Origin of the sequence: Legionella maceachernii (genome assembly GCF_900167045.1) — a bacterium.
GTDB lineage: Bacteria > Pseudomonadota > Gammaproteobacteria > Legionellales > Legionellaceae > Tatlockia > Tatlockia maceachernii.
On sequence record NZ_FUXJ01000002.1, the window covers coordinates 129,738 to 155,716 of the forward strand.

A 25,979-nucleotide genomic window follows, 5' to 3' on the forward strand; every position below is an offset into this window, starting at 1 on the left:
TTGTTTTTGATGACCCAAGCGGACCAGTGAGGAGTATTTGCTCGTTCTGTGAGAAATGTCAACGCCAGTTGTACGCCATCACTTCATTTTTTCCCATGGCAATTTTTGTATTTCTTTTGGCTGCCGCAAGGACAAGGCGCGTTACGTGAAGTTTTATTTTTCCTAGAGGAAGAGGGCGTTTTAAGAGGAGTTCCATCCGTATAAAACCATTTCCCTTCATGGCGCTGAAATTGACTGAGTTCATGAATAGTCTGATTTTCTCCTTGCACTTGATAGGTTGCAATGAATTCAACATAGCCAATGTTTTCATTTTTAGGGTCCATTTCGCTTTTTACAATGTGTAAACCCATCCAAGCGACCTGTTTTGCCCAGCGCTCGGCTTCTGTTGCATCAAACCCCTCTAACGGTTTCCCCCGCATGGTTTTTTGTATGTAATCGATGTTAGCCCGAGAATACGCCGAATAACGCGAGCGCATTAAACGCTCTGGCGTATTGGGAATTTCTTGATTTTCGATATACTGACCACAGCAAGCTAAATAATCGGTTTGTGAACCACAAGGACATTCAATCATTTCTCTTTCCTAAACTTGTTTATTACCTACCTGACAGATTATTATTTCGTGACAGTTTAAGGTGCCTCTTGTTTTTGCAACACCCATTTAACAACAGTGCTATAAGGAATAGCCAACATGATTACATTGTACCAATTTCCTGGTATTTGGGGATTACCCAACGCAAGTCCATTTTGTCTAAAGGTTGAAACTTACTTACGCATGGCAGAAATTCCTTTTGAAATACGATTTGTAAGAAATCCGCGAAAAGCACCTAAAGGTAAACTTCCTTTTATTAAAATGGATGACAAGACACTTGCCGATAGTGAGTTAATTATTGACTATTTAAAAGGAAAAGTAGGGAACGTGTTGGATAGAAATTTAAATAAAGAACAGAAGGCATTATCGGTAGTACTCGATAATACTTTTGCCGAGCGATTATATTGGATTATGGTGTATATGCGCTGGCAATATGAACCCAATTGGCCGATTATCAACAAGGCTTTTTTTGACAAAATGCCGACACTATCAAAATTGTTTGTTCCTGCTATTGTTCGTAAGAACATATTGAAAACTTTGTATGCTCAAGGGATGGGTCGGCACAATTATGACGAAATTTTAGAAATGGGTTATAAAACGCTTGATGCCATTGTCGATTTACTTGGTGAGAACAAATATTTTCATGGAAGTGAACCAAGTAGCATCGATGCGACTGCGTTTGCATTTTTGGCGAATATTGTGTGGCTTCCTTATGAAGATGCGCTGAAAACCCATCTCAATAAACAGGCGACTGTGCTGAGCTTCTGCGACAGAATGTGGAATAGTTTTTACCCTGAATTAGCAAAACCTTTTACTATTATTTCTTAATGAGAGGAGAGTGTGACGTAATAGCTGACGTAGTCATTAGGGTTACGCTCAAAATAAGTTGGTTTTTTATGTTCATATAAAAATGAATAGGTTTCCTGACTAAGTTTTTTAGGAGTTGTGCCGACTTTGCAATATGAATTTTATTTGTTAAGATTGATCCCGCTTAAAATAACATTTGAGGTCATATATGCCAATTATCAATGGAACTCGTGTACATAAGAAAGAAAAAATCAAAGCTGAAATAAGTAGCGAAACCTTTGAAAAGATTTCTGAGTATTGCGCTTGGGCAAATATCGATGATATCGGTTTTTTCATCGAAGAAGCAGCAAGCTTCATTTTTGCAAAAGATCGTGATTGGAAGCAGCATAAAAAAGCAGCTAAAAAGCGCTCTGAAGCAGTAGACGCTTAATCGATTTTAAATGAAGGTATCCGAATGTTAGATGCCTTCATCCCCCATTTCTCCTCTTCATCTCAGATCTAAAACATTGCTATTCTTAAATCCTTGCAATTTTCGTATTATTAAAGAATAGTGTATGAAGCGAGTTGTACCTTTAAAAGGATAAACGGATGCACTTACCAGAACGACTACGTTACTATGGGGCACCTGTATTAGGTTCAATCATCATCTTTTTTCATTTTTTCGGGCACTTGTGTTTGAACTTTGTGGATCTTCTAACTGGCAAGTTGCCTCTTTCATGGCATGGATTGTTATACACGATTTACCGTTCTGGGGTAAGGCTTTTACTACCATTGTCGATGATTAGCTCACTTCTGGGTGTATCAATTGTACTGAATATTTATAACATCTTGAGTCCCTTCAATTTGCAGCACCAAGTATTATTGATCTCGCAAAAAATATTATTTTACGATTTTCTGCCTTTCCTCATTGGGTTGATGTTATCTCTGCAGACTGCTTTAAATTTAATTACTGCACGTATTAAAAAATTGAATTTATCACCAGATGAAGTAATTGTTCACTATATTATTCCGATCATGTTAGGCGTTAATTTCAGTGCTCTTATTTTGTATCTGTACTCAATAAGTGTCGTTTTTATCAGTATCTATTTTTGTTTCCGTTTTCTTTTATACACTGATATTTATGAATACATGTTTCATTTAACCCACACGGTAACAAGCTCAGGGCTCATTTATTCTATATTTAAGATGACATTATATTGCACTATAGTAAGTCTGATCGTAGGCTATTACTATTACCAAGTAGCAACAAGACATTCTCTATTAAGGAAGGCAATATCGCGAATTATTACTCGCAGTTTTTTATGGCTAGTAATAAGTAGTATTTACCTCAAATTAATTGCCTATTAAAGGATAGATATGCGTCAAGAACGACTATATACATTAGTTGGGCTGTTTGTGGGTGGGGCAATCAGTTTGACAATCATCATCGGACTCTATGCTTATGACGAATACATTCGTGAAAAAGTTGAAACGTATGTTATGTTTTTCAGAGGTTCCTTGGCCGGGCTCAATGTGGCTTCAGATGTGACGTATCGAGGAGTAAAAATAGGGGAAGTTAAGCGCATTGAAGTCACAGAAAATGAGGCTGGAAATAAAATTAAAATCCCCGTTTATGTGCAGTTTTTTGTTGAAAGAACATTCGTGGGGAATCAAAGCCCTATCCAATTATTAATTAGTAAGGGCTATGTCGCTAAAATAACAAAGCCTAATTATTTAACGGGAGTCGCCTCAATTGATATTGAAGAAACTACTCTACCACAATCTTATATGAAAGCGGAATTTCGTGGTTATCCTATTTTTCCAACGAATAATGAACCTCGAGAGTATACCAGCCTAGACGAGGCGTTTAGAGCGGCTAAAAAAGCATTTGAAGACATTAGTGATTTTGTTCACTCCGCAAAGGTCAATGATGCATTCGATGCAACGAAAAATATGGCGCTTAGTATGGACCGTTTGGTTACTCATTTGCATGAGCTAATACCGCCTACTTTTACCAATTTTAACCATAGTTTGCGAGAGGTTTCTGCTTTAGCGGGTAACTTAGATCACTTGATGCCACCGATATTTATCGCCTTTGGTGAAAGTTTAAAACAGGTTGATAAAAGCTTAAACCAATTCTCAACTTTAGCCACGAATTTAGATGAAGTTGTTCTGCCCACATTTAATACTTTTAACCAGAGCATGAAAGATGTGTCTGCTGCTGCAAATGCAACTCAGAATTTAACCGATTATTTATTACGATATCCTGAATCATTATTGCGGGGGAGAAAGTGAGAGGTAGCACAGTAGGCGCGATTATATTAATGAGTTTTATGCTCATCTCTTGTGGACGTAGTCCCGATTCACAATTTTATATGCTTAACCCCATTTCGCCTAAGCAAAAACCGGTGAAAAATAACCTGAATTTGCGAATAGGGATTAATCAAATCCAGACGCCTGCTTATATGTCAAAACCTGAGTTTATTATTCATTACACTTCTCATGAAGTTAAATTGGAAGAGTATCATCGTTGGGTGGAAAACTTAGATAAGAACACAAAGCGAGTCATCGAAGCGAATCTTGTCACTTTGTTACCGGGAGCAACGGTAGTGAGTGCGCCTTGGGATTATAAATCGAGACCTGATTACCAGCTACAAATTGATATTTCGCAATTTGAAGTCGACATTACTGGAAATAGTATTCTTCGCGCTGAATACCTCATTTACTCGGGTAATCAGCTCCAAAGAAGGGGTGAGCTTTATTATCATCAAAAGGTAAATCAGGTGAATATTGAAACCTTAGTTGCCAGTATGAATGCGAATCTGAATCATTTCACTGAAGATCTAGCGAGAGTTTTCGCCTCGTTGGCTCCCACTCAAAACAATAAATGATCAAGGCTTAGAATAATTAAAGCAAAGTATAATAATATTTACATTTTGTTTAAAAACTTGACATTTTTTATTTTCTGAAACTAAACTCTGTTGTGCAATAAGATTTATTCTGCATTTATTGCAACTCTATCTAGCTGTATTGTTCAACCTCCAATTAACTTTAAAAGGAATTGATGATGGATAAGATGAAATTGACAGGTGCAGCTTTAGCTATTGGTGCAGCGGCCTTATTTTCTGCCGTTCCTACTGTTGCTTCAGCCCATTGCGGTATGGTGAAATGTTTAACTGTGAATGGTTGCAGAGGCTTTAGCAGCTGTAAAACAGCGAATAATTCTTGCAAAGGAATGAATGCGTGTAAAGGACAGGGCTTTGTGTATCTAACACGAACTCAATGTCAGCAAATTCTTGGTCCCAGTGCAGTAAGTTATAAATAATGTAATTCTCTTAATGAGAAATACCTACATCCCGCGGGCAAGTCGCGGGATGTAGGTATACGAAGAGCTCGATGATAGGAGCACTAATTCGGGCTAAGATTGCAAAAGATATCAATGAAATAAAAGTTGCCCACCTATTCCCAACACATCATCTGTGCCTCCGCCGCTGGTATTTTCATCAGCTCCTTTTTCAATGGTGTTCTCGGATGCCGGAACTGTCAAGGCAGGTGCAGGATTTTTAAGTGCTTCGGTTAAAGTGATAAATGTGTAGCCATGTTGTTTGTACATCTGAATAATATCTCCTAAAACATAGCTGTTTAATAAATTTGCATGGATGAGTAAAATTTGTTTGACTGGTTGATCCTTCGCGCGTTGCTCGGCTTTAAGCGTTTGACTCCAGATGTATTCAAGGTAACGCGTTTTTAGCTTGTTGATATACGCCTCTCTTGATCGATAAGGCACTTTATAAAGCTGTTCATTAAAACGAAAATCTTTACTGTCGATGGTAACTGGCGCGATGACATAATGATTTTCTGTCAAATAATTGAGGACTTTAGGTTTCGATACTTTATTGCCTTCAGCGAGATAGGGATAACGGAAATATTTAGGTTCGGTCATTAAAGGAGATAGAATTTTATCCGCTCGAGCGACGTCCGCTATGTATTTATCCGCATTCATTTGGTTCAAATTATAATGAGAGTAGGTGTGGTTACCTAATTCGAAGCCGGCGTTACGAAACTGTTCAAGAAAAACCCATTGTCCTTTAGCAATAGCGCCTGCAATGACAAAACCTGTCGCAGGAACATGATTCTGTGTAAGGGCTTCAATGATTTTATTAAAACGCTCAGTTGCTCTTTGCTGATTCCCTGGGGTATCCATTTTAGAAGCAACAAGAGGTAAGTCGTCGATGGTTAAAGCGATTTCTCGTGTTTGAGCAAAACTATTGCAAGCCAGTAACAATAGCCATAAAAGAGATAGTTTACGCATCGATAATCCTTTATCGGTTAGGGTACATAAATTTAGTGTAGCAGGGGTTTTTACAAGAAGCGATAAAAGCAATAAATTTACACGCGAATGGTCATTTTTTGTTCTGTATCAAGGTGTTATTTTTTACCCTAGGACTTCAGTACGATTTAAAAATGAAAACGAAACTTCTGTCATTTTGAATAAAATAAGTCAGCTTGGCGCTAATAATTTATTAAAATTGCTTGACAGCTACGAGGTGCCTCATTAAACTGCGATTCTCTTTTCGGGGCTATAGCTCAGCTGGGAGAGCGCTTGCATGGCATGCAAGAGGTCGGCGGTTCGATCCCGCCTAGCTCCACCATCATCAACTTCGGTTGTTGATGGGGAAATTTTTTAGGTCCCCATCGTCTAGAGGCCTAGGACATCGCCCTTTCACGGCGGTAACAGGGGTTCGAATCCCCTTGGGGACGCCATTTTGATTTGACAGGATATCAAGATTGGCGTAACAAGCTTTCCTCGATATCCCGCACTAAGCGGCGGGATGTGGTTACGAGGAATGCAGTAAGCTATTATTGATCCTTCCAACATCATGTTCAAATCTAGGTCCCCATCGTCTAGAGGCCTAGGACATCGCCCTTTCACGGCGGTAACAGGGGTTCGAATCCCCTTGGGGACGCCATTAGCCAGGCGCAAGGTGAATTATTTATTGTTACTCGAGTGCCGGAGCACCTGAGTTTACAGCCTTTCAAAAATAGTTCGCGTATTAAATCCAAATAATCGTTCATGCATACGATACGCATACTCATCTGTCATATTGGCAATATAATCGCAGATGACTCGAAATGCGGCTTCTTCATCATGAGCTCCCTTGTACAAATCGCGATTTTTATTATCTAATAAACTGTTTGGATTGGAGCTAATTGCCTCAAAAAGGCGTAAAACAACCGTTTGGCCTCCGTATTCAAAAGTACGCGCTTCTTGAGAATCAATCACATATTGATAAATGCATTGTTTCAAGTAGTTAAGTAACGCAGCAGCCTCAGGTAAGAGTTTAATGTTGTGTTTCAATAAGGGATTTTCAAACGCTTCATGGGTCACCGAAATATGGGTTGCTGTAATAAAATAATTCACCATTTCCCCGATTGCTTGCTTTCTCTGGTGTAATTCCGGACTAAATAGCGCATTAAGTAACTGACTTTGATGTTGTGCTAAAGGAGTTTCGTCCAAAAGGCTGCGAAATACTTGGGTTTCTAAATGAGAGCGATTAATCAAGCGTAGATGAATCGCATCTTCCAAATCGTGAACCCCATAAGCGATATCATCTGCTGTATTCATAATCGAGCAATCAAAGCTGTAGTAGGCTGCTTTACCATGCTTATTGTGTTGTGGCTGTTGTGAGAGCGTTTGAAATAGGGTTCTGTCATTCTCAATGAGGGGCGACAAGAGCCAGTCAATTTCGGCTTGTTCACAATCAAAGTACGCTTTCGGCGGTAACCAATCATTAACGCGGATGGTTCTTTGCGGTGATTCAGTTGTTTTAGGTAATTCGGGAGCGACTACTTTAGAGCGATTGACAGGGTATTTGAGAATGCCTAATAAAGCTCTACGGGTAAGATCGAGCCCGTAAATACCATAGCTGTTTTCCACTTTGGTTAGCAGGCGCAATGTTTGCCCATTTCCTTCAAATCCCCCATGTTCACGCATCATGTAATTAAGCGCCACTTCGCCACCATGCCCAAAGGGGGGATGGCCAATATCGTGCAATAAGCAAATGACGTTAATTAAATCTTCGCTGGGCAATAGCCCTTCAAGCACGGATTGGGGATGGTTGATGGCAAGACTACGTACAATACTACAGCCAATGGATGCGACTTCGAGGGAGTGAGTTAAGCGAGTTCGATGAAAATCGCCTTCGTCTGTGCCGAGAATTTGCGTTTTTCGTTGAAGGCGACGAAACGCAGGGCAATGGATAACTCGTGTTCGATCCCTTTCATAAGGGTCACGATGATCTTGATTTCCCCGGCGGTGAGTTTGCCCTGAGCGTCGATGTGTCCACATAGTTAATCAATAAAATCAAAATTCCATACTGTATGCGATAACTGGATTTGAAACAACTGGGGAGTAAAGGGGGACAACTAATCTATTACCGCAAAAAATAGTTTCAAATTGGAATCATTTATGCTTGTTAATCGTATATCCCAAAAAGAATAAAAATAAAGGGAGTGCCAGATGAAAAAAGTAAGAATCCTCGTCGTTTGCTTTTGTGCCAGTGGGTTAACAGCATGCCTTAGCGATCATCAAAACTATTATTCAAGATACACCAGTACTCAGCCTTACATGTACCAAAACACGCAATTTTACCCACAAACTTATGATGGAACGGCAAATTATGGTGAATTTGTTCCGGCTTATCGTGAAGTTTCAGTACCTGATTCTTACTACGCCGGATCCTATCGATCCCCTACTTCGCACAAAGATCTGGATCGTAACTGGGTAAGTAGCCAAAATCCCAATGGTTATACGATTGAACTGGGTGAAAGCGAAAAAGCGTCTCAAGTGGCTGGAAAACTCTATAAAGCACCCAAAAATAATCGCATGGCAGAAGTCAAATACAATCGTGGCGGTAAAAATTATTATAAAGGCGTCTATGGAAGCTATAGCAATTATGAAGAAGCGCAGAAAGCATTAAATAATTTACCTCCTGAATTAAAGCAAAGTGCAGGTATTAAAAATTGGGGGAGTATCCAAGAGAATGCTCAGTAAATACCTAGCTAGGATTTCGCAGTAATAATTATTGCCAATTTGACAATGCCTGGTGTCTCTGTGCGTTCAGCAGAAAACTGTTTCAGCGTGATTGCATAGTTTTTATTTAAAGACCATAGCCACGATAAAAAGGGATTGTAGGGGACCCGATCATAAGATAATTGAATATCGCCTGAACCGATTTGTTGCAGTTGATAGATGAATTTTTGTAATGAATTTGTATTTAATTGGTTGCCTATTAAAGCAAGAAGCTTGGTATTGCTAATCACTTGTGCCGTTGCTTGTCTTTTAGGTTGTTGCCGGATTTGTTGCATCCAGGCTAAGGTTTCTTGTTTTTCACTGAGTTCTTTTGTCTTGGTTCTAACTGCCTCTGCCAAAGGAGAATAGAGGAGTTGATAAAATAAATAGACCACGAGACAGACAGAGCCAATCGCAGCCATCCAACGCTCACGCTCATTTAAGTTATGCCAATAATGGGTTATCACCAATTTAACTCCCATGTACTCACTACTTGTCGATCTAAGGTAGAGGCCTGAGTTTGTTTCACCTTCACTTTATCATTTTGTAAGGCTGTCTGAAAAAGCTCCAAACTTGCAAAATTTTTTGTGGCTAAAGTAACGATAAGGGTCTGGTTTTGAAAACGAAGTTGCTCCACCATCACTGAACTCATCTTAACCGTTTTTGTCAATTTATCCAGCAAAGTCCAAAACGTTAAATCGGAAGTCTGATTCGATTTAAGCAGCTGACTTATACGAAATTTCGGACTAATCACTTGTTGTGCTTGAGGAAAAAACTCTCGATAAATCACTCCAATTTTTTCATCAACGCGGGCGAGATCATGATTAAGGGAATATATTTTTGCCCCATTGACAACGATGATACTCAAAAGCCACAGTAAACTCATTCCCAAAGCAGCTTGATAGAGTCGCCTAGTTTTTGTTTGGCTACTTCCATGCTGTAATTCGCCTTGGCAAAGATTGATAGGTTTATGGTTAAGCAGGCGTAGAGCTAACCACTCGTAGAAGGACTCTGGATGGTCAATGGTTTGAACTTCCATCGAATCAAGTAAAGAGCGCTCACTGTTAGAAAAACAATGAAAAAGCGGTTGACTTGATCGTTCATTTAAATAAAAAGCTCGAAGATCAGCACTTAATGCGCCCTGGAATCTCTCATCATTAACAAGCAAGACTGTGTCGGTAACCGCTGTTTCATGAGGACTTAGTGCAAACCAGTCAAGCGTTAATCGATCAAAATGGATCTCGTGTTGATCGAAACGAGTAATGAGTTCTTTTAAGTAGTGTTTATCACCGACAGCGACTAGGTATTTTCCATTGTGGTAATGATTATTATCAAAAGCGAAATGGAGATGCTCTACGTTCTGTGCTAATCGATCCTCCAGAGCAAACGGGATTGCTGCACGTGCTTTTTGCTCGGTCAGTTTGGGCAATTCGATTTGATGGAGGCTAAATCGCTCTACAGGTGCAATAAGGTAAGTTTTTGCATTGCTTTGCAGGGCTTTAATTTCAGCAAAGCCACGATGAGCGAGGGGGGCATCAAGCTGTCCTTGTTGATTCAATCTTAAACTCAAGCACCCTTCGTCCCTCAGGCTCTGTATAAAAAGAAAGCAAATAGTCACATTAATAGTCTTCGTTCTGAATCAAGAGCGTTGCCATAAGCCAGGAGGCTCCCCGTCGGGCTTGAGATACTGTGCTTTGCTCGAGATAACAAGGCGTTGCTTTATCATAAAGCTTACACATAAGCGTATTTCTTCCCAACGGTATTCATGGCCCATTGATTTTTCAGTTGCAGTGACAACAAGTAAACAGCCATGGCATATAAGGGACTGGAGTTATAGCGTGTAATCACATAGAAATTAGGATAAGCCAACCAAAATTCCATTCCTGTTTGTGTCGTCAATTCAATCAAGCCTACTTTTGAAGGCGTATTTGCTGCGGCAGTTAACGGTTTAATACCAGCTGCCTCCAATTGTTGAACACGATAGACTGCTTTTTTATAGCTAGTATTGATTTTTTTATAACTCAAACCTGCAACTTGAGCAGGTTGGGCGATGCCCTGATTCATTTTCCAGCCATGTTTGTGGAAGTAATTAGCAACGCTTGCAATTACGGCATTATCGTCATTCATCAAATCAATTTTCCCGTTTTCAGTAAAATTGGCCGCGTAATAACGATAACTAGAAGGCATGAATTGCGGTTTGCCCATGGCTCCAGCGTAGGAACCAAGGTATTGGGTAGGTGGAACATGATGTTCGCGGCAAAGCAGCAGAAATTCGCTTAGCTCTTTGGTAAAAAAGGCAGAGCGCTTCGGATAATTGAAGGCGAGAGTTGAGAGGGCATCTAAAACGCGATAATTTCCTTGATGTTTTCCATAAAGTGTTTCAACTCCAATGATCGCTACAATAATGTTTGCAGGGACACCGTATTTTTTCTCAGCTTTTGCTAAAGCCTCACTGTTTGTGCGCCAAAACTCCATACCCGCTTGCACTCTTTCAGGCGTTAGAAAAAGTTGCTTGTAAACATCCCACGTTTTTTTCTCAAAAGGTTTTTCCATGGACTCAATAATTTGAGGCTGTAACTGGACACTATTCATCACTGCAACGAGTTCATTTCTGTTAAATTTGTACTCTTTGACCATGTGATTAATGAAACGTTGCACGTCTTTCCGCTGAGTGAAGGCCGTGTCGGCTTGCGCTAAAAAACTACTGCTGAGTAGTAACAGAAAGCTGAGACAGAGCGTGATTAGTCGTTGCATTGGTCATCCTTATCTGAGTTCAAAAAAGGCCGATTGTAGTAAGAAAATAAAACAACGGCAATTTTTTTACAAATATTGTCGGGAACCGCTGATTAAGTAAATCATCTCTGTTTTTTATTTGCAATGCACTTCATCGAGGATGAGCGAGGATCCTTTTGCGCTTTTAATTACAAACAATCGTTAGTATTTAGTTTAGTTTATAAATTGCCTACTTTCTGCGCGTTAATAATTAAGCTAGAATAGCGAAATTTTATTATCAGGTTTTTCAGTGAGCGATTTAAGCCGAATCCGTAATTTTTCTATTATTGCCCATATTGATCACGGTAAGTCCACTTTAGCCGATCGTTTTATTCAGCTTTGTGGTGGATTGACCGAAAGGGAAATGTCTGAACAGGTACTCGATTCGATGGACATCGAACGCGAGCGGGGTATCACGATTAAGGCACAAAGCGTTTCCTTAAATTATAAAGCGCGCGATGGCAAAACTTACTTACTTAATTTTATTGATACTCCGGGGCATGTTGATTTCAGCTATGAAGTCTCACGCTCATTAGCCGCTTGCGAAGGGGCAATTCTTGTTGTTGATGCGGCCCAAGGGGTCGAGGCACAAACGGTTGCCGTTTGTTACACTGCGATCGATCAGTCGCTAGAAATATTGCCTGTGTTGAATAAAATTGATTTACCACAGGCTGAACCTGAACGAGTGATTGCCGAAATCGAAGACATTATTGGTCTTGAAGCACATGATGCAATTCGAGTGAGTGCAAAGAGTGGTTTGGGGGTTGACGATGTTCTGGAGGCCATCGTTGCTAAAATCCCTCCTCCTGTAGGTGATGTGGACGCGCCCCTTCAAGCACTAATCATTGATTCTTGGTTTGATAGTTACTTAGGTGTGGTGTCCCTTGTTCGTATTGCTAATGGAACGATGCGCAAGGGTGACAAACTACGCGTGATGTCAACGGGCCGCACCTACGAGATTGATCAGGTCGGTATTTTTACACCGAAACGGACGAAACTGGACGTTTTACAAGCAGGTGAAGTCGGTTACGTGGTTGCGGGTATCAAAGAAATTCAGGGCGCCCCGGTAGGGGATACACTCACGCTCGAAAAAAATCAGGCGCCTAATCCTTTGCCTGGATTTAAACGGGTTAAACCTCAGGTCTATGCAGGACTATTTCCAATTAGTGCGGATGATTTTGAAGGGTTTCGCGAAGCCTTGGCAAAATTAAGCCTTAACGATGCTTCACTTTTTTATGAACCAGAATCTTCAGAGGCACTTGGTTTTGGTTTCCGCTGTGGTTTTCTTGGTATGTTGCACATGGAAATTGTCCAGGAAAGGCTAGAGCGAGAGTATAATTTAGACTTAATCTCAACAGCTCCTACGGTGGTTTATCAGGTGGTATCGACCAAAGATGAAACTTTGATGATCGACAATCCTTCGCAATTGCCACCGCCACAGCAAATCAAGCAGATGTTTGAACCGATTGTACGAGCAAACATATTAGTACCCCAGGATTATTTAGGGCAAATTATCACCCTATGCGTGGAGCGTCGTGGGGTGCAAGTCAATATGATGTACAGTGGCCGGCAAGTGTCGGTGACTTATGATTTGCCCATGAGTGAAGTGGTGTCAGACTTTTTTGACAAACTCAAATCGGTAAGCCGCGGATATGCGTCTTTGGATTATAACTTTATCCGTTTTGAAGAAGCAGACATGGTGAAAATGGATGTTTTGATTAATGGAGATCGTGTCGATGCGTTGGCTGTGATTGTTCATAAAGATGCGGCATACAATCGAGGCAAAGCGTTGGTTGAAAAAATGCGTGAACTTATTCCGCGACAAATGTTTGATGTGGCCATTCAGGCGGCAATAGGAAATCACATTATTGCGCGGCAAACGGTAAAGGCGTTACGTAAAAATGTAACCGCTAAATGTTATGGTGGAGATATAACTCGAAAACGGAAGCTACTCGAAAAACAAAAAGCCGGTAAAAAGCGCATGAAACAGCTTGGTCATGTGGAAATTCCGCAAGAAGCGTTTATGGCAGTATTTCAGACTGATCGAAAAAAATAAACTTCTTTAATTAATAGGGAACCATCAAGCATGAATTTCGCTCTGTTATTAGTTGTGCTGTCATTGATAACTGGAATTATTTACCTTTTTGATGTCCTTTTTTGGGCAAAAAAGCGTGCGCCTGAGCAAAAACCTGGAAAAATAATTGAATATTCGCGTTCTTTTTTCCCGGTGTTTTTCTTAGTTTTGTTACTGCGATCATTTTTAATCGAACCTTTCCGTATCCCTTCAGGCTCCTTGGAACCCACCCTATTAGTAGGTGATTTCCTTGCTGTGAATAAGTTTGCTTATGGGTTTAGAATTCCTGTTTGGGAAAAGAAGATCATTCCGGTTTCTAATCCAAAAACAGGCGAAATAGTGGTATTTCGTTGGCCACCGGATCCCAGTTATGATTACATTAAACGGGTCATTGGAATTCCTGGGGATAAAATCAGTTACCATAATAAAGTACTTACCATTAACGGCAAGGAAATGAAGCAAACGTTTATTGAATATACTATTGACGAAAGTTCAGGGAAGGCTGTTGCAAAATACAAAGAAGACTTAAATGGTGTGATGCATGATATTTATGTTCGACCTGATGCACCCGCAGAAGATTTTGAAATTGAAGTGCCTCCTGGGCAATATTTTATGATGGGTGATAATCGTGATGATAGTGCGGATAGTCGCTATTGGGGATTCACTGCTGATAAATACTTGCGCGGAAGAGCATTTATTGTCTGGATGAGTTGGAATGGTAAGACGGATAGCATTCGGTGGTCAAGAATAGGGAAACTGATCCATTAGCATATAATTTTGATTGCTCATTTGTGTCTTAAAGAGGATGAGCGGGAGCCCTTGATAAGTATGCTGTCAAGAGTTGGGAGGTCCTTTGCTTTGCTCAGGATGACAGCTGTTTTGTCGTCCCGAACGTAGTGAGGGATCTCCTTGGTGGGGTTACTGCCAAGAGTTGGGAGGTCCTTCGCTTTTGTTCAGGATGACGGTGGTGTTGTCGTCCCGAACGTAGTGAGGGATCTCCTGGGTGGAGTTTCTGTCAAGAGTTGGGAGGTCCTATGCTTTCACTCAGGATGACAGATGATAATTTTTAATCAGAATGGTTTTTTAAGTTAGAGGTCATGCATTGGTTCAAGGCGATTTACAACGTCTCAGTAGACGAATAGGGTATGAATTTAAAAACCTTGCTCTTTTAAAGCAAGCTTTGACGCATTGTAGTGCTGGGAGCGTGAACAATGAACGGTTTGAGTTTTTGGGCGACTCTATTCTCAGTTTTATCATTGCTCATGCTTTATTTACCTCATTCCCCGAGCAAAGTGAGGGACAATTAAGCCGATTACGTGCGTTTTTAGTGAAAGGTGAAATGTTGGCGCAAATCGCAGCTGAAATTGAGCTGGGTGATTATTTGTTTCTCGGGCAGGGCGAGTTAAAAAGTGGTGGATTTCGTCGTGCTTCGATCCTTGCGGATGCGCTTGAAGCGGTGATTGCTGCCGTTTTTTTGGATGGTGGTTTTGTTGAAAGCCAAAAACTCATTCTTAAACTGTATCAGTCGCGCTTAGAAGATGAAAATTTACACAACAACCTTAAAGATGCAAAAACGCAGCTGCAAGAATATTTGCAAGCGAAAAAAAAGCCTCTCCCCGAATACAGTCTCTCCAAAATTGAAGGTGAGGAACACGATCAAGTATTTCATGTGATTTGTAAAGTCAGTGGGGTCAAAATCCCCACCGTTGGTTACGGTCCTAATCGTCGTAAAGCGGAACAGCATGCGGCAGAGTTATTACTCCAGCAGCTAAAAAAAGAATAATGTAGGAGCTACCTCGAAAAAATCATACTAGCAATGCTGCCTTTTCATTTTCCCATTGTTTCAGTGGAGACAACTCGGGAGTAGCCATGGCTTCAACCGGTAAATAAAAAGTTTGTTCCAACAAAAACTGTCCGCTTAAAGCTGCGTGTGAAACCTGATCAGTAAATACAATCCAGGTGCTTTTTGCAGGGAAGTCAATTCGTTGCTTAGTCACTGTTTGCTGGTATTCATCACATAGCTTCATACTGTCATGCAAATTAAGCTGATAATGATCATAGGCGGAGCGCAGGGTCTTAGTTGCTTTGATCAACTGTAACAATTTAGCGTGAGTGCGACTATAGTTGGGTATATCTGCCGCGAAACGCTTAAGCACTTCAGGAAAAGGCTCCCCTAAATGCCAAACTCGGGGAACATGGAAAGGGTTAATATTAGAAAAAACACGTAATATACGTTTTCCATTCACTGGTGTCGCAGGGAAGGAGTCGACATGAAGACGAGTATCATCCTTACGTTTTGAGCTTGTCCGTCCTTTTATTTCTGCAGGACGATAACTGGTCCTGCCCCAGTGCAAATGATCCTGATAATGCGGCAAAATAAAATCGATGAGCTGTTTCGCAAACTCGGCATAACGAGCCATGAACGATTTAAGCGTATCCGCTAAATTTTCATGGTCGTGCTTTAAATGAAACCCACCCAAGCGCTTGGTTCGATAATCAAAGCTCACATTTTTATGTTTACCATCAAGTAGTTTATCCGAAAAAATGGCATCCTTTTCCTTAGGTTGTAAAGGAAAAGAGCAAGAGGGAAGGTAAATGACTTTTCCCGACTCTAACGAGGTAACAGCGAGTTTTTTGCAGTCTGTATTGAGCGAATAGAGATCTTCTATAGCAAGAGTATGCAGCTGTTGGTCCATTAAGCCCCTCATTATGGATTGATAAAAAAGAGATTCTAGCAAAATTTTAAGAAGAGGAGGAAATTTGTTCGTAGTCTATCTATTATTTAAAGAATGATTTTAAGTGGGCGCGATTCAGGTATGATAGGTTATATCAATTATCGCAATTTAAATAATTGATTTTTAAATAGCTTCTTTTTGAACTATTGTTAATTATAGAAATAATAAGGAGTTGACTATGAGCGAGGTAGCAAAAAGATTATCGATTATTATGGCGGATACTTACGCATTGTATTTGAAAACCCAGAATTATCATTGGCATGTCAAAGGGCCGCAATTCAAAGGCTTGCATCAATTGTTTGATGAGCAATATCATCAGTTAGCTGATGCGGTGGATTTAGTAGCTGAACGCATTCGTACCATTGGTCACAAAGTGCCAGCGACATTTAAAGAATTTGAAAGTTTAAAACGAATTAAAGACGGGGACTCTAGCATTAATTCTAATCAAATGGTCACCGAACTAGCCCAAGATCATGATACTTTGGTGAAAGACTTAAACCAAGCACTCGCTCTTGCACAAAAAAATAAAGATGAGGGTACGGCAAATTTGCTTGCCGACCGGATTGAAGAGCATGAAAAATCGCGTTGGATGTTAGAAGCTTCTCGTGAAGTGTAAGCACAAGTAAGGAGAGAGCCATTATCAAGCGAATTGACAGCTTACGGATTTGCTAAAGGTCAATAATGGCTTAAAAAACGCTATTATTTGTCAATAGATCTTGAGGTAATTCCCTTAGGGGTGGCGAAGAAGCTGCTGCGTTGGAAAAGAAACAATCCTTACCTGATTGATAGTTCGAGTTCAATGAGGTTTGTTTTTCGGTTGATTCACGTTTTCGGGCAGCTTCAATAAGCTTAAGAAGCCACGCGTTGCTGTCCGCATAAAAAGACGCATCATGGCCTAGATGATCAGTCCGATCGATATCAATTCCCTTTTGTTGAAGTAAAAAGCAGACCGCTTCGATATCATTATTCTTTACGGCTTTTATAAGTACAGTTTCACCGTTTGCGTTTCTGGCATTGATATCGGCTCCTAGGTGAACAAATCGTCGAAAATAGGTCTCAAGAAGGGCGCGTGTTTTTTTCGTTGGATTATTGTTCAGAAGGCAAAATAAAACAGTTTCTCCATTCGCATCGTGTTGATTGACCGATGCGCCGAAATTCATTAATAATTCTACCCCAGCAACATGACCTGCTCGCAGCATGTGAGACAAGGCTGTTTCTCCGGAAGAAAGGAGAAGGTTTGGGGTAATCCCTAAGTCTAGTTGTTTGTGCATTTCTTCAAGAGAATCTTTGCTGTCGAAATTCAGCAAAAATTGCTCAAATTTTACTCTTTGTGGAGTACCTTCTCCGATTTGCTCAGCAAGCTGTCCCTCGGTTTGACTGCTTATTTCAGGGGTATGGTCGAGTATCACCCGACCTATCCCTTTGTTTTCGAGACACCGCGCAATCAGTAAAGCATCGCAGGCTTGGTATTCTGTTATGGCTGATGGGTGAGTGCTCATTGAAGAGGCCACTGCACAGGGATTGGCACCCAGTGATAATAAGCAACGTACGCTGTTTATTTTTCCGTGCCGTGTTGCAAACAGCAAGGGCGTTTCCCCCCAGCTGTTTTTTTGTTCCAATTGACTTTTTGTAAAATGAGCGCGAATAAGCTCAGGTGAGTCAGCCAAAATTGCTTTGTGAAATTCTGAAAATGCATCTTGAGGAATAATGCTCCGCTGAGGTTTAAAGAGCGGGGAAATTTGTGCTGCATGCACACTGCTACGGATCATATCCTCTGACGGCTTGCGTGATAAATCACGACAAGCCTTTTTCATTTCATCAATCTTCGCTAATTTAAATTGATTACTTGCAACAAGCCCTTTGCCATAGTATGCGTTATGAATGGCATTAACTGAGTCTGATTCTGCCAGCGCTGCCATTTCTAAATAAGTAAAAACATAACGCATGGCTGCTTCAGAACGGTCCAAATCTGACTTTAAATGGATAGCAAAATTCAGATAAAGATTGGCAATGAGCAAATAACCCGGGGTACCATGCCATTTAGCTTTTTCTATTAATAGAGGTAACGCTTCGAAAGCGGAGGTAAATTGTTTTTCCTTTATTAAGATAAAAAATTGGTTGACTACCTGTCTAAGTGCATGAAAAGAATGAAACAATAAAGCAACCTCTAAAAAATCATCCTTTTTTTCAGGAGTTTCCATTGCTTGTTTAAAATTATAAAAGCCCAGTACCATCTCTTGTTCACTCAGGTTCTCCGATTTTCTGAAGCGAAATTCAGGAGAGCCTTTTATCGTGAATGCGTCTAACTTACTTTGCCAAAAGGGAACAAAAGCGGGCAAATCCAAAAGCGTTCTAATGGTGGGATTTTTGCAGTAAGAGGAAAGTTGTGCAAGAGAGAGTTTACTTATTAATGACAATACCGATGTAAAATTTTCTTGAGTTGGATTGTCATTAAAATTCTTTAAGCGAAGCTCGAGAAGAAGGTTGCTCACCATCACTTTCCTTATCCAATAGGTAAAGGCTTATTATTTTAACTAAATTGTGAGCAATTTGCATTAAATAGATAATTTAACGGTTTATAGTTGGCTTATAATTTGGTTGAAACGATAATCCCTTCTTGTGTTTTATCCTTAACGGTTTTATCCGTTTCTTCTTCGAGTGTCGCACTTGTGGATTGAGCGAGCTCTTGTAAGGCCTGGATTTCAAGCTGTTCAGTCTCATCAAGCGCTTCGTCAAACTCCAAATCCACTTCTTTGTGATCGGCTTCCACTGTGCTCCCTCCCATAAGATCAATCATTTTTGCTGAACTTTCCATTGACTTTTTATTGATTATTTCGAGAAGCATAAGGGATTCCCGGTGCATTTGGCTGCTTTCCAATTTGCCAAGGTTGTAGTCAGTTGCTTTAAGGCCATGGGTAATGCATTGGTTTAAATAATCAGTTATTGTTTTCTTATTTGCTTCAGGATTTTTTGCGAAAGCGAGGAGTACTTGATTAAGATCATTAATTCTATCTAATTTGACTGCCGCATCAAACGCTTCGGCTATTTTGGCGTCGAGCCCATTATCACCATGCACCAGATGAAGAAGTTCCCTCAATTGCTTTTGTATATCCATTTGCAAATTGAGCTCAACGTGCTTTAAAAAGCCCTTATTGGACACTTGATGGCAAAAATGGTGAATGGCGTCGAGTGCGTATTTCATTGCATGCGCTTTTTCGATGGGATCCTGAATCTTCACGATTTCGAATTGGTATCGCTCAATTATGGCAATGGCATGTTCTTGTAACCCTTCAGGATAAGATTTGGCAATCCGACGCAAATCTTCGATATTCACATACTCTTCGTGGGGATTAAAATCCCTCAATGCAGGGAATAAGCTCAGCTCGGTGATCTTTGCTAATTCGGTCATTGGGATATGAAGCGTATTTCCTGATTGATGGCAGGTGGACAGATTGACCCCATTTTTTCTAAAAATGGAAACCAGTTGTTCAGCATCGAAATTTGCAAAAGTAAGACTGACTGTTCCTGCGTGTTCACGAAGGGCGACAATATTATTCGTGTTGCGATAAGTCCAAGGGTTGCGGTAAGGTCTACCATCATCGGTAAAAAGTACTGGATTATTCACTAATTTTTCTAATAGAAAGCTTTGTTTTATAAGATTGTGATGAGTTAGAAATAGTTCTGGGCTCATCGCAGAACCATTCAGTTCAGGAAAGTTTTTAAAAGTGTCACCAATACGTCTGTTTATTGCCGTTTTTATTTTTAAGGCATCCACTTCAAGGGTTTTTAATTGAGTAAACTGAGCTTCCAATTGCTCTAATTCTGGCGATTTTTTTCCCCCTTTTTGTTTAAGGTCGGTAATTGATTTTTCGAGTTTTTTTAGTTTAGTTTGGTGAGTAGCAATAATCTCATCCAGCATGAGATTAATTTTGTGCTGATTTTGGAACAAATGAACAAAGCTATCGACTTTAGCAGCGAAAGAGGAGTCGTCAATAAGCATTCTATTTCTTCCTTGATTATGTCGAGAATGCCTACTAATCCCAACAGGAATCAAACTAAAACGAGTGTCGATAGCTAATTTGTCTTTATCCATGGTGACTTGGTCAAAAACATAAAGTGATTTTCCCTCTTTTATGCCTTTGTTTTGTCCTGCAAGCATTCCTATGAAATCCGGATCATTGCACAAGTAGCTGAATGCTTCTAGCTTACCAAAGTCTTCCAGGAACTGATCACGGTTCAGTTCACTTCCTACAGGGATAATGCTCGCATAGTGATAGTACTTGTCACCGATTTTTTTAATGGATCCCCATGAAAGCCCACTTGGAACGATGACCTTTTGTTCTTCACCTCTGGCGAATTCACTCAGCAATTGGATTCGATCAAAAGGCACAAATAATGCCGCCTTCCCTTCAAATTCGACCATATTCGAATTGGTCGTGGTAAACCCTAATAGTCTTGAGAGATTTAATGCAATGGCTTCTCTTTGCACTTCGGTTGCTTTACCGTGTTTAGGTAACTTAAGGATGGCTTGAGTTGATAATTTAAAATCGTTTCTGTTTGCATTATATTCTGAGAAATCCATGTTACCTGCTTGCTGAATGTTTTTTAGTTTTTGTTTTACTTCAGCGAAACTGAGTAATGATAATTTTTCTGTTACACCTCCGGCTTGTTCGGAAAGTGTACAAAAAAGAGCGGGAGTGCCGTCTTGCTTTGGAATGTCAATGATGCGTAATCGAGCAATTTTATTGAGATCGTGGAGTAAATTTAATTCAGCAGTGAGTTGTTGTTGAGTAAGATCATCCTTTGCTTTTCTTAGAAGTTGCTCGTGATTCTCTATGGCTATTCGTAAATCTTTATAAGTGACTAGCTTGAGATGGGGCATTTTTTGTTGGACAATGAGTATTAATTTTTTAATTGCATCCTGCTTCAAATGATCGAATTCCTCATCCATCTCCTCAGTAAGGTAACGAGCGACTCTAGGTGTGTAATCAGTGTTGGGAAGCACTCTTAATTCATCCCGCATTTTTTCTTCCAAATCCATGCGTTGATCTAATTTTTGTTCGTCATAATTCGTACAGGCAGGAGGAATCGTGTTGGAGAATTGCAGGGCCTCATCCAAGATGGCCGTAAAAACACTAAAATAGGGTTTTGTTGGCTCAATTTCAGTGAGTTTTAAAAAATCAGGTCCCCAATCATCGATGCGCTCGATAGCTTCTGCGAGTAATGCATAATTTGTATTCTCCAACCAGGAGTCTTTATAGGCCTCACCAAATTTGTGCTTTAAATAGAAAGCGATTAATCTTTTTTTTACTTGAGGATCCATAGCTCCTCCTTACAGTTGATTATAATTTATATAGTATGTGTATAGATTAAACCAAAATGATTAAGTAGGTATTAACACTGAGAAATCATTGAGAATTTACAATTAGCCAAAAGCATAAACAAAATAATGAGCTAATTATCATGGATTAATGTCTTATCTTATTTTGCAAGATCCTAAAGGATCACTTATTATTTTTTTAAATATTAGATGGGCTTGTGAATGAATTTGAATAAAAGAGAGGCGCTTACTCGTTTTATAGTTTGGTTCTTTCTTGCTAATACGCTTTTATTTTGGGAATTGGGCTTTGAGTTCTTGAAAGCCATTTTTCTGTCAAAAACGTTATTTGCTAACACAGCAGCTGATTTTAATACGGTCGTTGGCAAGACGGTCATTGTCCTTTTCGCGATACTCAATTATTTAAGCTACATGATGCTTTTGGTGTTTATTCCGGCTTGTCTCTTACTGTTAATTGCTTATTTTTTTCCGTATAAAAAACTCATTTGGTCTTTAAGTGTCTTTCTGGCTACCGTTTGTATCGTACTCTTGATTGTGGATACTCGCATTTATTTAATGTTTAAATTTCATCTTAATTTTTTAATCTTGTCCTTAATTTTTCATACCCAGTGGAACGAGGTCTTTGATTTTTCGGCACAAGAAATCACTTATTGTGCCATGCTAATTTTGACGGTCTTTGTATTTGAAGTCGGCATTGCCTGGGTGGTTTGGAAAAAAATTGTTTTAGCTGAGCGATTTAAAATAGGTAAATCCATTTCCTTGGCGTGGTCTGGTTGTTTTTTATTCAGTTATTTTACTTTAACCTTGTCGATTATCAATAATAATAACCTCTTTACTCAGCAAATACCCAATTTACCTCTTTACAATCAAATAGTTAGCAATTTGATCCCCGGCAAATATGCAAAAATGATTTTAACTCGTTTCAGTGAAAGTAATTTCGCCCAACCTATTTTCACCAATGACAAGTTAAAGTACCCGCTGAATTCAATGCGATGTGATAAACCGATGAACTCTTATAATATTATTTTAATCATGGTTGATTCACTGCGTTTTGATAACCTACAAAAAGGGTATATGCCTAATGTCATGAAATTCGCGAAGAAAAGTTGGCAATTTCAAAATCATTTAAGTGGCGGAAATTCGACACAACCAGGATTATTTTCCATCTTTTATTCTATACCAAGTAGTTATTGGACAGCTGCGTTAAAACAAAAAGTTCCCGCGGTTCTTACGGAATTACTGATTAAAAATGGGTATTCCACACACGTCTTTTGGTCCAGTGTTTTGTACAACCCACCCTTTGATAAAACGATTTTTACAGGATTAACCAATCTTGATATTAATGGTTCGCATAAAGGTAACGTCGGTGATAAAGACAGGGATATAACGCAAAAAGCCATTGATTTTTTGCTTACAAAGAATCATAAAGTGCCTTTTTTTCTGTACTTATTCTATGATGCGCCTCACGGTTTTTGCCGTGAACAAAATTTCCCAGCGCCTTATCAACCTGCACCGAATGAATGTTCTCGCATTGATTTAACGAATGAAGTGGATCCTAAACCTTTTTATAATCGCTATCTTAATGCGGTGAATTTTGACGACGAAGAAATTGCCAAGGTACTCAATACGATTGAGCAACAGGGGTATTTAGAGAATAGTATTGTCATTTTTACTGCCGATCATGGCCAGGAATTTAATGATAACAAGCAAAATTATTGGGGGCATGCGGGAAATTTTACTCGGGCGCAAATCCAGGTACCGCTGCTTATTCATTGGCCTGGTCAATCACCACGCACAATAGATTATTTAACCACGAGTTATGACATTCTTCCTACTTTAGCTAAGCATGTGTTCAATTGCCAGAATCCGACTCAAGATTACAGCATTGGCCAGGATTTATTAAAAGAGCAAGGGCGGTTACCGTTTGTTATAGCAGGAAGTTATATCAACATGGGCGTGGTAGAGTATGACCGTCTTACGACGTTGCAGGTTTCTGGTGATGTGACCATTACTGATCTTCATGCTGAGCCTACACCTGATGCAGAACCAAGAATGGGTAGTCTAAAGCAGGTATTGACCCTAATGCGTCGGTATTATGAGAAGTGATTATTATATAGTTCACTTCCGCACAAATAGACTCCTTCCCTTCGCAGGGGATACAAAGTGCATTGCAATCAAGCCCTAACTCATTGCACAAGCTGAAGTATTGTCTTAAAGTCGATAAATCGACTTTGGAATAGTGAGAATGAATTGATTAAAAATAAAAAAATCTCAAACGCTCTCTTCATCCTTCACACCCTATTCTTTCTTTCTGGTGTTGCGGCTTTAATCTATCAATTGATGTGGCAAAGACTATTATTTGGTGTACTGGGTGTTGATCTTGAGTCGATCACTATTATTGTTTCTGTCTTCATGTTTGGCTTAGGCATTGGCGGTTTATGCGGAGGTTACTTAGCTGATCGATACGTAAGTAAATTGCCAAGCCTTTATATTCTTCTCGAATTATTGATTGCGATTTTTGGCTTCTTAAGCCCTATCGTGATCGATTGTATTGGTAGCTTTCATTATTTTAATACACGATTTTTTACTTTATTTTGTAGTTTTCTTGTCTTTTCTATCCCAACTACATTAATGGGAGCAACTTTTCCCGTTTTAGTAACCTATGTGAATATTTTTGTACACAACATTGGTGATGCTGTCGGAGGCCTCTATTTTTCAAATACATTGGGAGCGGCAGTTGGAGCACTGCTATCAGGATTTATTTTATTACTATTCGTGGATTTAAATGAGTCCGTTTATATTGCCGCTATGATTAATTTTTCTATTACTGTAATAGCGGCAGTCTATTTTTTATCTCCACACAAAGACCGAATTAAGGAAAAAAATTAGAATTGCGGAGATTATTTCGCGCCCCGTTCAAAGAGTTAATGTGTAACGCTTTGATTTTACATGGTATATTCACATAAGATAGTTCGATACTTTCTTAGGTTCTGTGTACCGCTCGCAATGGTGTTGGATTAAAAGAGATAACTTATCAAGGAGAACGACGATAATGTGGGCAGGGGCATTAGCATTTAGCACCGGATTATTATCTCTTAGTTTAGAAATACTTTGGGTACGCCTGTTTAGTTTTGCAAATCACTCACTGCCCCAAGCCTTCGCTTATGTTTTGATAATGTTTTTATTAGGGATTGCTTTTGGTGCAGTGATTGGAAAGCGATTTTGTCAATCTAAGCGCAATTTATGGAACGTCTCTGGATTCATTTTAATTTGTTCCAGTGCAGTGAATATTCTTGGCCCTTTAGTCTATGTGCAATTCGCTAACACTCATCAGGAATTACTTGGGGCTAGTATTCTTTGCTTAACAGGATTTTTACCCGCGGTTATTTTTCCCATTGCTCATCATATAGGAACCATCAACATAACCTTTAATGTAGGAAGTAGGGTATCGCGAATTTATGTTGCAAATATTTTGGGCTGCACATTAGGACCGCTTTTTACGATGCTTTTATTGTCTTATTTCAGTACCCAACAATGCTTTTTATTTTGCAGTTTCCTGAGTTTAGCAGTGGCATTCTATTGTTTTTTGCCTAGTATTTCCTTGGTTGGTTTTGTGGCTATATTAGCATTGACAGGCATCCTCTTTTTGCCTTTTTTTTTCTACCACCCTCATCACCTGATTGCTCGACTATCAAATTTTTCCGATAAAATTCATCGAATAGTAGAAAACCAGTATGGTGTTATTGTGACCTACCATGGAAAGGGAAAAGGGGATTTCGTGTTTGGAGGAAATGTCTATGATGGTGGGACAAATTTAGACCCAATTATTAATTCCAATAAAATTAATCGTGTCATCGTTCTTGCCAGTCTACAAGATAATCCCCAAAGAATATTAATGATCGGGTTATCCATTGGCACTTGGCTTGAACTGGTTACCACTTTTCCAGGAGTAAAGCGCATTGATGTCGTTGAAATTAATCCTGGTTACCTAACCGCAATGAAAGATTACCCTGCACAAGAACAAAGCTTACAGGATTATCGCGTTCATCTTTACATCGATGACATCCGACGTTGGTTGAAAACGCATCCTAATCGAAAGTACGATTTAATCATTATGAATACCACTTTTCATTGGCGTGCTTACAGCTCCTATTTACTCTCACGTAATTTTTTGCAGATTCTAAAATCAAGAATGTTACCTAATGCTATTCTGGCTTATAACACTACTGATTCTCCTGATGCATTTAAAACAGCAACGACTATTTTCCCCCACGCTTATCTTTATGAAAATTTTTTAATTGCCGCAGACTTTGATTGGCGTAGACGATTGCGGGATCCACAAGCCATTAATAAATTGAGTAAGCTTTCCCTTAATGGAAATTTGCTTTTTCCTCCTTCTGCTTTATCCACCTTAAAATCTTATCTTAGCGAACCTATTTTGACTCTTCAGGATATCGAAGCTAAAACACCTCGCCCACTGGAAGTGATAACGGATCAAAATTTAATAACAGAATATCGATATGGAAAATACCGTGAGAATTAGGTCGATGATCGAGGGTGTAACTAAGGTTTCCCTTACATTCAACCGGATAAGCTTTCCTTATTTAAAGTT

23 protein-coding genes and 3 tRNA genes are annotated in these 25,979 nt (G+C 39.6%); 17 read left to right on the forward strand and 9 right to left on the reverse strand.

What is annotated here, in order from left to right; genetic code table 11:
• Window positions 1–83: 83 nt before the first annotated feature.
• Complete coding sequence (locus B5D33_RS00620; protein ID WP_058452390.1) at window positions 84–572, reverse strand: YchJ family protein; 489 nt, start codon at window positions 570–572, stop codon at window positions 84–86.
• Between the two features lie 117 nt (window positions 573–689).
• On the opposite strand from B5D33_RS00620, the gene B5D33_RS00625 reads away from it, so the two are divergent.
• The 6 genes from B5D33_RS00625 to bufA2 all read left to right on the forward strand — a co-directional run bounded on the left by B5D33_RS00625 (window position 690) and on the right by bufA2 (window position 4,701).
• Window positions 690–1,418 (forward strand): glutathione S-transferase family protein, encoded by a 729-nt coding sequence (locus B5D33_RS00625; protein WP_058452391.1) that lies wholly within the window; start codon window positions 690–692, stop codon window positions 1,416–1,418.
• A 187-nt stretch (window positions 1,419–1,605) separates the two neighbouring features.
• Complete coding sequence (locus B5D33_RS00630; protein ID WP_058452392.1) at window positions 1,606–1,827, forward strand: hypothetical protein; 222 nt, start codon at window positions 1,606–1,608, stop codon at window positions 1,825–1,827.
• Window positions 1,828–1,985: 158 nt separating this feature from the next.
• Window positions 1,986–2,744: an ABC transporter permease gene (locus B5D33_RS17015; protein WP_065240006.1), complete on the forward strand. Its 759-nt coding sequence runs from the start codon at window positions 1,986–1,988 to the stop codon at window positions 2,742–2,744.
• A 9-nt stretch (window positions 2,745–2,753) separates the two neighbouring features.
• Window positions 2,754–3,671 carry an MlaD family protein gene (locus tag B5D33_RS00640; RefSeq protein WP_058452393.1) on the forward strand — a complete coding sequence of 306 codons (918 nt, stop codon included), beginning with the start codon at window positions 2,754–2,756 and terminating at the stop codon, window positions 3,669–3,671.
• Entirely contained in the window at window positions 3,668–4,267 is a 600-nt protein-coding gene (locus B5D33_RS00645; RefSeq protein ID WP_133140962.1) for a PqiC family protein, read from the forward strand. The genes B5D33_RS00640 and B5D33_RS00645 overlap by 4 nt, the downstream gene beginning before the upstream one ends.
• Window positions 4,268–4,440: 173 nt before the next feature.
• Window positions 4,441–4,701: a BufA2 family periplasmic bufferin-type metallophore gene (gene bufA2, locus B5D33_RS00650; protein WP_234802415.1), complete on the forward strand. Its 261-nt coding sequence runs from the start codon at window positions 4,441–4,443 to the stop codon at window positions 4,699–4,701.
• Window positions 4,702–4,812: 111 nt separating this feature from the next.
• Here bufA2 and B5D33_RS00655 read toward each other — a convergent pair whose 3' ends face one another.
• The gene (locus B5D33_RS00655) at window positions 4,813–5,688 is read right to left on the reverse strand and encodes a polysaccharide deacetylase family protein (protein ID WP_078767277.1); all 876 of its coding nucleotides are present in this window, start codon (window positions 5,686–5,688) and stop codon (window positions 4,813–4,815) included.
• A gap of 264 nt (window positions 5,689–5,952) precedes the next feature.
• On the opposite strand from B5D33_RS00655, the gene B5D33_RS00660 reads away from it, so the two are divergent.
• The 3 genes from B5D33_RS00660 to B5D33_RS00670 all read left to right on the forward strand — a co-directional run bounded on the left by B5D33_RS00660 (window position 5,953) and on the right by B5D33_RS00670 (window position 6,346).
• A tRNA-Ala gene (locus B5D33_RS00660) sits at window positions 5,953–6,028 on the forward strand.
• Between the two features lie 36 nt (window positions 6,029–6,064).
• A tRNA-Glu gene (locus tag B5D33_RS00665) sits at window positions 6,065–6,140 on the forward strand.
• Between the two features lie 130 nt (window positions 6,141–6,270).
• Window positions 6,271–6,346: transfer RNA gene (locus B5D33_RS00670), tRNA-Glu, on the forward strand.
• A gap of 56 nt (window positions 6,347–6,402) precedes the next feature.
• On the opposite strand, the gene B5D33_RS00675 is transcribed toward B5D33_RS00670, so the two are convergent.
• Entirely contained in the window at window positions 6,403–7,725 is a 1,323-nt protein-coding gene (locus B5D33_RS00675) for an anti-phage deoxyguanosine triphosphatase (protein ID WP_058452395.1), read from the reverse strand.
• Between the two features lie 171 nt (window positions 7,726–7,896).
• Between B5D33_RS00675 and B5D33_RS00680 the strand changes: the two genes are divergently transcribed.
• Entirely contained in the window at window positions 7,897–8,430 is a 534-nt protein-coding gene (locus B5D33_RS00680; RefSeq protein ID WP_058452396.1) for an SPOR domain-containing protein, read from the forward strand.
• Window positions 8,431–8,438: 8 nt separating this feature from the next.
• Here the strand turns inward: B5D33_RS00680 and gspM are convergent, their stop codons facing one another.
• The 3 genes from gspM to mltB all read right to left on the reverse strand — a co-directional run bounded on the left by gspM (window position 8,439) and on the right by mltB (window position 11,202).
• Window positions 8,439–8,930: a type II secretion system protein GspM gene (gene gspM, locus B5D33_RS00685; RefSeq protein WP_058452397.1), complete on the reverse strand. Its 492-nt coding sequence runs from the start codon at window positions 8,928–8,930 to the stop codon at window positions 8,439–8,441.
• Window positions 8,912–10,066 carry a type II secretion system protein GspL gene (gspL, locus tag B5D33_RS00690; RefSeq protein WP_065240008.1) on the reverse strand — a complete coding sequence of 385 codons (1,155 nt, stop codon included), beginning with the start codon at window positions 10,064–10,066 and terminating at the stop codon, window positions 8,912–8,914. The genes gspM and gspL overlap by 19 nt, the downstream gene beginning before the upstream one ends.
• A gap of 113 nt (window positions 10,067–10,179) precedes the next feature.
• A complete protein-coding gene (gene mltB / locus B5D33_RS00695) occupies window positions 10,180–11,202 on the reverse strand; it encodes a lytic murein transglycosylase B (protein WP_058452399.1) in 1,023 nt (340 codons plus the stop codon).
• Between the two features lie 247 nt (window positions 11,203–11,449).
• On the opposite strand from mltB, the gene lepA reads away from it, so the two are divergent.
• The 3 genes from lepA (at window position 11,450) to rnc (ending at window position 15,077) form a co-directional block, all read left to right on the forward strand.
• The gene (lepA, locus tag B5D33_RS00700; RefSeq protein ID WP_411550290.1) at window positions 11,450–13,276 is read left to right on the forward strand and encodes a translation elongation factor 4; all 1,827 of its coding nucleotides are present in this window, start codon (window positions 11,450–11,452) and stop codon (window positions 13,274–13,276) included.
• A 30-nt stretch (window positions 13,277–13,306) separates the two neighbouring features.
• The gene (gene lepB / locus B5D33_RS00705) at window positions 13,307–14,062 is read left to right on the forward strand and encodes a signal peptidase I (protein ID WP_058452401.1); all 756 of its coding nucleotides are present in this window, start codon (window positions 13,307–13,309) and stop codon (window positions 14,060–14,062) included.
• A gap of 334 nt (window positions 14,063–14,396) precedes the next feature.
• Window positions 14,397–15,077, forward strand: coding sequence for a ribonuclease III (gene rnc, locus B5D33_RS00710; protein WP_058452402.1), 681 nt, complete (start codon window positions 14,397–14,399; stop codon window positions 15,075–15,077).
• Window positions 15,078–15,099: 22 nt separating this feature from the next.
• Here the strand turns inward: rnc and B5D33_RS00715 are convergent, their stop codons facing one another.
• A complete protein-coding gene (locus tag B5D33_RS00715; protein WP_058452403.1) occupies window positions 15,100–15,990 on the reverse strand; it encodes a Kdo hydroxylase KdoO in 891 nt (296 codons plus the stop codon).
• Window positions 15,991–16,207: 217 nt separating this feature from the next.
• Here B5D33_RS00715 and B5D33_RS00720 point away from each other — a divergent pair, with 217 nt between their 5' ends.
• Window positions 16,208–16,645, forward strand: a complete 438-nt coding sequence (locus B5D33_RS00720) for a Dps family protein (protein ID WP_058452404.1) — start codon at window positions 16,208–16,210, stop codon at window positions 16,643–16,645.
• Between the two features lie 70 nt (window positions 16,646–16,715).
• On the opposite strand, the gene B5D33_RS00725 is transcribed toward B5D33_RS00720, so the two are convergent.
• On the reverse strand, window positions 16,716–18,524 hold the full coding sequence (locus B5D33_RS00725) for a DUF5630 domain-containing protein (protein WP_058452405.1): 1,809 nt from the start codon (window positions 18,522–18,524) through the stop codon (window positions 16,716–16,718).
• Window positions 18,525–18,616: 92 nt separating this feature from the next.
• The gene (locus B5D33_RS00730) at window positions 18,617–21,352 is read right to left on the reverse strand and encodes a hypothetical protein (protein WP_058452406.1); all 2,736 of its coding nucleotides are present in this window, start codon (window positions 21,350–21,352) and stop codon (window positions 18,617–18,619) included.
• Between the two features lie 219 nt (window positions 21,353–21,571).
• Between B5D33_RS00730 and B5D33_RS00735 the strand changes: the two genes are divergently transcribed.
• The 3 genes from B5D33_RS00735 (at window position 21,572) to B5D33_RS00745 (ending at window position 25,910) form a co-directional block, all read left to right on the forward strand.
• Window positions 21,572–23,473, forward strand: a complete 1,902-nt coding sequence (locus tag B5D33_RS00735; protein WP_058452407.1) for a DUF3413 domain-containing protein — start codon at window positions 21,572–21,574, stop codon at window positions 23,471–23,473.
• Window positions 23,474–23,617: 144 nt separating this feature from the next.
• Entirely contained in the window at window positions 23,618–24,256 is a 639-nt protein-coding gene (locus tag B5D33_RS00740) for a fused MFS/spermidine synthase (RefSeq protein WP_058452408.1), read from the forward strand.
• A 163-nt stretch (window positions 24,257–24,419) separates the two neighbouring features.
• On the forward strand, window positions 24,420–25,910 hold the full coding sequence (locus B5D33_RS00745; RefSeq protein ID WP_058452409.1) for a spermine/spermidine synthase domain-containing protein: 1,491 nt from the start codon (window positions 24,420–24,422) through the stop codon (window positions 25,908–25,910).
• The last annotated feature ends 69 nt before the right edge of the window (window positions 25,911–25,979 follow it).

What these genes read in the sequence shown, in the direction of transcription:
- B5D33_RS00620 (WP_058452390.1), bottom strand. Translation starts at nt 572, where the DNA reads ATGATTGAATGTCCTTGTGGTTCACAAACCGATTATTTAGCTTGCTGT.
- B5D33_RS00625 (WP_058452391.1), top strand. Translation starts at nt 690, where the DNA reads ATGATTACATTGTACCAATTTCCTGGTATTTGGGGATTACCCAACGCA.
- B5D33_RS00630 (WP_058452392.1), top strand. Translation starts at nt 1,606, where the DNA reads ATGCCAATTATCAATGGAACTCGTGTACATAAGAAAGAAAAAATCAAA.
- B5D33_RS17015 (WP_065240006.1), top strand. Translation starts at nt 1,986, where the DNA reads ATGCACTTACCAGAACGACTACGTTACTATGGGGCACCTGTATTAGGT.
- B5D33_RS00640 (WP_058452393.1), top strand. Translation starts at nt 2,754, where the DNA reads ATGCGTCAAGAACGACTATATACATTAGTTGGGCTGTTTGTGGGTGGG.
- bufA2 (WP_234802415.1), top strand. Translation starts at nt 4,441, where the DNA reads ATGATGGATAAGATGAAATTGACAGGTGCAGCTTTAGCTATTGGTGCA.
- B5D33_RS00655 (WP_078767277.1), bottom strand. Translation starts at nt 5,688, where the DNA reads ATGCGTAAACTATCTCTTTTATGGCTATTGTTACTGGCTTGCAATAGT.
- B5D33_RS00675 (WP_058452395.1), bottom strand. Translation starts at nt 7,725, where the DNA reads ATGTGGACACATCGACGCTCAGGGCAAACTCACCGCCGGGGAAATCAA.
- B5D33_RS00680 (WP_058452396.1), top strand. Translation starts at nt 7,897, where the DNA reads ATGAAAAAAGTAAGAATCCTCGTCGTTTGCTTTTGTGCCAGTGGGTTA.
- gspM (WP_058452397.1), bottom strand. Translation starts at nt 8,930, where the DNA reads ATGGGAGTTAAATTGGTGATAACCCATTATTGGCATAACTTAAATGAG.
- mltB (WP_058452399.1), bottom strand. Translation starts at nt 11,202, where the DNA reads ATGCAACGACTAATCACGCTCTGTCTCAGCTTTCTGTTACTACTCAGC.
- lepB (WP_058452401.1), top strand. Translation starts at nt 13,307, where the DNA reads ATGAATTTCGCTCTGTTATTAGTTGTGCTGTCATTGATAACTGGAATT.
- B5D33_RS00715 (WP_058452403.1), bottom strand. Translation starts at nt 15,990, where the DNA reads ATGGACCAACAGCTGCATACTCTTGCTATAGAAGATCTCTATTCGCTC.
- B5D33_RS00720 (WP_058452404.1), top strand. Translation starts at nt 16,208, where the DNA reads ATGAGCGAGGTAGCAAAAAGATTATCGATTATTATGGCGGATACTTAC.
- B5D33_RS00725 (WP_058452405.1), bottom strand. Translation starts at nt 18,524, where the DNA reads ATGGTGAGCAACCTTCTTCTCGAGCTTCGCTTAAAGAATTTTAATGAC.
- B5D33_RS00730 (WP_058452406.1), bottom strand. Translation starts at nt 21,352, where the DNA reads ATGGATCCTCAAGTAAAAAAAAGATTAATCGCTTTCTATTTAAAGCAC.
- B5D33_RS00735 (WP_058452407.1), top strand. Translation starts at nt 21,572, where the DNA reads ATGAATTTGAATAAAAGAGAGGCGCTTACTCGTTTTATAGTTTGGTTC.
- B5D33_RS00745 (WP_058452409.1), top strand. Translation starts at nt 24,420, where the DNA reads ATGTGGGCAGGGGCATTAGCATTTAGCACCGGATTATTATCTCTTAGT.